The organism is Kitasatospora sp. NEAU-69 (assembly GCF_057158765.1).
The window spans coordinates 1-4,958 of the sequence record NZ_JBWXUE010000079.1 but is presented as its reverse complement, the minus strand read 5'-3'; the positions used below and the strand labels follow the sequence as shown (position 1 = coordinate 4,958).

Below are 4,958 nucleotides of genomic sequence, written 5' to 3'. Positions count from 1 at the left end.
CTGTCAGTGCAGGAGGCTGCCTTGGAGTTCGGCGCGCAGGGCGGGGGTGAGGACGGCTCCGGCGCGGTCGACGAGGAGGGCCATTTCGTAGCCGACCAGGCCGATGTCGGAGTCGGGGGAGGCGAGGACGGCGAGGGAGGAGCCGTCGCTGACTGCCATGAGGAAGAGGAAGCCTCGTTCCATTTCGACGACGGTCTGGTTGACGTCGCCGCCCTCGAAGATCCGGCTGGCGCCGGAGGTGAGCGAGGTGAGGCCGGAGGCGACGGCGGCGAGCTGGTCGGCGCGGTCGCGGGGGAAGCCTTCGGACATGGCGAGCAGGAGCCCGTCGGCGGAGACCACCACTGTGTGGGACACCCCTGGGGTGTTGTCCACGAAATTGGTGATCAGCCAGTTCAGGTTCTGTGCGGCCTGGCTCATCTGACTCAACTCAACGCTCCTGGTGGTTCGAGCCGCCGAAGAGATCGGTGCTGTTCTGCTGTCCCGGCCCGCTGTGGCGGGGCTGGTTCATGTCGTTGGGGTCGATCCGGAAGTTTCCCGTGGTGCCCGCTTCCGAACCGGCGTTGCGGCCCTGCTCCACGCCGCGGCGCAGGTTGGTCAGCCGGCCGCGGACCTCTTCCGGGTTGCGGGAGACCTGCGGGCCGTCCTGGGCGGCCGGCTTGGCGTTGCCGGGCACCAGGTTCTGCTTGGGAACCCGGCGCGGCAGGCCCGAGCCGGTGGTGCCGCCGGAGACCGGCTCACGCAGCTTCTCGGCGCGCTGCCAGTCCGCGTCGTTGGCCGACTGCCAGGCGCTCGAACCGGTCGGACCGGTCGGGCCGGAGGCACCGAGGCCGGACACCTCGTGGCCGCGCGGTGCCGGGGCGGCGCCGCCGGAGGTGTCCTTGGCGCCGGTGAACCAGTTCGGCTGCTCGCCGGAGTCCAGTCCACCGATCGCCCGGGAGCCGGCGTTGCCCGCGGTGTCGCCGAGGCCGGCAGCCAGCTGCTGGCCGGGGCGGCGCAGCGGCAGGCCCGAGCCGAGCGTGTCACCGGCCGGCAGGGCCGGCGGCTCGGCGCCGTACGGGTGCCCGGCGGCCGGCTCGGCCGCGCCGCGCGGGCTCGGCGAGAAGCCGTCGAAGCGCTCGGCCTGGTGCGCGGCGGGCTGCTGCTCGCCGTAGTAGCCGTTGTCGTAGCCCTGCTGGTCGTAACCCTGCTGGTCGTAGCCCTGATCGGCGTAGTAGCCGTTCTGGTACTCCTGCTGGCCGTACTGCTGCTGCTGACCGTAGTCCTGCTGCCCGTACTCCGAGCCGCCGTACTGCTGCTCGGGCTGCCCGGCGTACGGCGGCTGGCCGTACTGCTGCTGCCCGTACTGCTGGTCGGCGTAGTAGCCGTTGTCGTAGCCCTGCTGGCCGTAGCCCTGCTGCGGGTCCGCGGGCGCGAAGCCGCCGGCCTGCTCGGGCTCGACGAACTCGGCCTCGACGAAGTCCGCCTCGACGATCTCCGGCTCGGCGAAGCCCGCGTCCCGCTGGGGCAGTGCGCCCTCGCCGGCCAGCGGCTCGTCACCCTCGCCCGGACCGGCCTCCAGCGCGGCGCGGCGGCGCTGGTCGAGCCGCATCGAGCGCTGCACCGAGTCCAGGGCGGGGCTGAAGCCGTCCGCGCCGCGGACCGCCAGGTTGTCGTCGAAGCCCAGCTCCGCAGCGCTGCGCTGGGCGCCGAAGGCCTCCTGCTCCCACGGGCTCTGCGGCTCCTGGTCGGCGAAGATCCGGGAGACCGTGAACTCCTCCTCCGGCTCCGGCATCGCCCGCATCTGGGTCAGGTGGGCCGGGAGCATGACCAGCGAGGTGGTGCCCGCCGACTCGCCCGACGGACGCAGCTGGACGCGGATGTTGTGCCGGTCGGAGAGCCGGCCGACCACGAAGAGGCCCATGCGGCGCGAGATCGACGCATCGACCGTCGGCGGCTCGGCGAGCTTCTCGTTGATCTCGGCGAAGTCCTCGGCGGTGAGGCCGATGCCCTTGTCGTGGATCTCGACCAGCACCCGGCCGTCCGGCAGGCGGGTCGCGGTGACGTTGACCCGGGTCTGCGGGCTGGAGAACGAGGTCGCGTTCTCCAGCAGCTCGGCGAGCAGGTGGACGAGGTCGTTGACGACCCGGCCGGCCACCTCGGCCGAGGGGACGGTGGCGAGTTCGATGCGCTCGTACTGCTCCACCTCGGAGGCGGCGGCGCGCAGCACGTCGACCAGCGGGACCGGGGTGTTCCAGCGGCGGCCCGGCTCCTCGCCGGCGAGGACCAGCAGGTTCTCACCGTTGCGGCGCATACGGGTCGCGAGGTGGTCCAGCTTGAAGAGGTTCTCCAGCTGGTCCGGGTCGGCCTCGTTGTTCTCCAGGTCGGTGATCAGCGCCAGCTGGCGCTGGATGAGGCCCTGGCTGCGGCGCGAGAGGTTGGAGAAGATCGCGTTCAGGTTGCCTCGCAGCAGTGCCTGCTCGGCGGCCAGCGTGACCGCCTGCTTGTGCACCTGGTCGAACGCTCGGGCGACCTCGCCGATCTCGTCCTTGCCCCAGAGCGCGATCTGCTCGACGTTGGTGTCCACCCGGTCCGGGTCGGTCTTGGAGAGCTTCTCGACCAGGTCCGGCAGGCGGTGGTTGGCGATCTGCAGCGCGCTGGTGTTCAGCACGCGCATGCCGAGGATCATCGAGCGGGCGATGAAGCCGGTGAGCAGACCGGCCAGCGCGAGCGCGCCGATCACGATCGCCGAGTTGAGGATGGCGTCGGTCTCTGCGGTGTTCTTCGCGTCGGTCGCGTCGGCGACGACGCTGGCCAGCAGCTTGGTCTCGGTGGAGCGCAGCGGGTTGATGTGGCTGGCGGTCGCCTGCAGCCAGTTGTCGGTGGTGAGACCGGCGGCCTGCGAGCTGTTGATGGCCTCCGTGGCGGCCTGCTGGCCGTTGGTGAGACCGGCGGCGGCGGCCTGCTGGTAGGCCATCGCGACGTTCATCAGCGTCTGCATGTTGGGCAGCGTGTTGTCCGGCATCCGCAGCGGCGCGCGCGGGTCGGCGTCGGCCTGGACGCCGAGCGCCTTGGAGTACACCGCGTTGTCGGCCGGGGCGGCGCCGTTCTGGAACTCGGTGAGCGAGGTGTCCTCGAGCTTCTGGGCGACCAGCAGGTCCTCGGTCAGCTCGATGTTCTCGAAGCGGGAGTTGCGGCCGGTCGCGATGCCGACCAGCAGGCTCAGCATCAGGTCGCGCTGGCTCGACGCGGAGGCCTTGGTCAGCGACATCGCGTAGAGCGCGCGGCCGCGGCTGACGCCCGCGGAGCTGCCGGTGCCGACCGAGTTGTCGATCGCCATCAGCGGCGAAATCATCGTGGAGTAGGCCGCCTGCGTCGCGCTCGCGAAGAGCTCGGGCTTGTAGGCGTTGTCGCGCAGGTGCTGGAACGAGACCAGGTCACCCTGGAACGCGTCGTTGCGGCGCGCGAGTTCGGTGTCGCTGCCGACCTTCGAGTAGGCCGACTTGTACGCGGCCAGCTTCTGGTCGGTGATCCCGCGGTACCTGGCGACCAGACCCTGCGGGTCGCTGCCGGTCAGCATCGGGATCGCGGTGAAGTCGCGCTCGTTCTCCAGCGCGTCCGCGAGGTCGGTGGCGGCGACGGCGAGCTGGGCGGTCTTCTCCGCCTGGTTCGCCTTGACGTAGCTGTCGAAGGAGGTGTTGACGCGCAGACCGCCGAAGACCAGGCCGATGACGACCGGGATCAGCAGGATCGCGATGAGTCGGGTCGGCACCCGCCAGTTGCGGAAGGCCAGGAACTCGAACCGGCCGCCGCCCGTTGGCATCTCGTCGGCGTTCTTGACGACGTCCGGGCCGCCGGGTGCGGTGGGCTTGCCGGAGCCGAGGCCGCCGGCCCCGCCCACGCCGCCCGGCCGGTTGGCCGAGCCGGTCTGCGAGCGCTCGGAGTTCGCCGCGAAGGGCGAGAAGGCGGCGGTGTTCTGGCCGCTGCGGTCCGTCTCGCGGGGCTCGGGGCGCCGCGGCGGGATCTGTGGCTGCTTACGCCTCACTCGACAACAACCTCTCGGCCTGGCGGCCATGGATCAATCCAGCTGCTACCCCTGGCCGCAGCCCGCTGCTGGGTGGAACTGCTATGTGGGTGACTGTCGGGGTAGCTGGAATTTCAGCACGTGCAGGGATACGGGACAAACAGCCCAGGACCACAGGTCGTTGATGTACATATCGGACATTCGGCGACATGAGCCCCCAAATGCCCGAGGCCTGTGAGCTGAGCGAACCAGCGTGACTACGTTTGGTGACGAAAATGCCCGAAATGCCTATCGAACCGTTATCGGATGCACAGATGGGGATCCCGGTGCCGGGATCCCCATCGATGATCAGCGCAGGCGGGCGAGGAGGGCGTGTTCGACGAGGGTGATGAGGGCGCTTTTGGCGCTGTCTCGTCGGCGGGCGTCGAGGGTGATGATGGGGGTGTCGGGTCCGAGTTGGAGTGCTTCGCGGACTTCGTCGGGGGTGTGGGGCTGGTGTCCGTCGAAGCCGTTGAGGGCGACGACGAAGGGGAGCCCGCTGTTCTCGAAGTAGTCGAGGGCGGGGAAGCAGTCGGCGAGGCGGCGGGTGTCGACGAGGACGACGGCGCCGATGGCGCCGCGGACGAGGTCGTCCCACATGAACCAGAAGCGGTCCTGGCCGGGGGTGCCGAAGAGGTAGAGGATGAGGTCTTCGTCGAGGGTGATTCGGCCGAAGTCCATGGCGACCGTGGTGGTGGTCTTGCCGGCGGTGTGGGTGAGGTCGTCGATGCCGGCGGAGGCCGAGGTCATGACGGCTTCGGTGCGCAGCGGGTTGATCTCGGAGACGGCGCCGACGAGGGTGGTCTTGCCCACGCCGAAGCCGCCGGCGACGACGATCTTCGCGGAGGTGGTGGCGCGGGTGGCCGCGGGGCTAGAGCTTGCGAAGTCCACTGAGGACCCTTTCGAGCAGCGTGACGTC

General features: G+C 70.2%; 3 protein-coding genes. All 3 read right to left on the bottom strand.

Annotation, left to right across the window (positions count from 1 at the left end; translation table 11 throughout):
- Nucleotides 1–3 precede the first annotated feature (3 nt).
- Nucleotides 4–417 carry a roadblock/LC7 domain-containing protein gene (locus AC060L_RS37205; protein ID WP_035797811.1) on the bottom strand — a complete coding sequence of 138 codons (414 nt, stop codon included), beginning with the start codon at nt 415–417 and terminating at the stop codon, nt 4–6.
- A gap of 10 nt (nt 418–427) precedes the next feature.
- Nucleotides 428–4,021 carry a sensor histidine kinase gene (locus AC060L_RS37200; RefSeq protein ID WP_483803420.1) on the bottom strand — a complete coding sequence of 1,198 codons (3,594 nt, stop codon included), beginning with the start codon at nt 4,019–4,021 and terminating at the stop codon, nt 428–430.
- A gap of 327 nt (nt 4,022–4,348) precedes the next feature.
- Nucleotides 4,349–4,930 carry a GTP-binding protein gene (locus AC060L_RS37195; protein ID WP_110673255.1) on the bottom strand — a complete coding sequence of 194 codons (582 nt, stop codon included), beginning with the start codon at nt 4,928–4,930 and terminating at the stop codon, nt 4,349–4,351.
- Nucleotides 4,931–4,958 lie beyond the last annotated feature (28 nt).

Excerpts from the sequence above, each read along its gene's own strand:
- AC060L_RS37205 (WP_035797811.1), bottom strand. The coding sequence starts at position 417 with ATGAGCCAGGCCGCACAGAACCTGAACTGGCTGATCACCAATTTCGTG.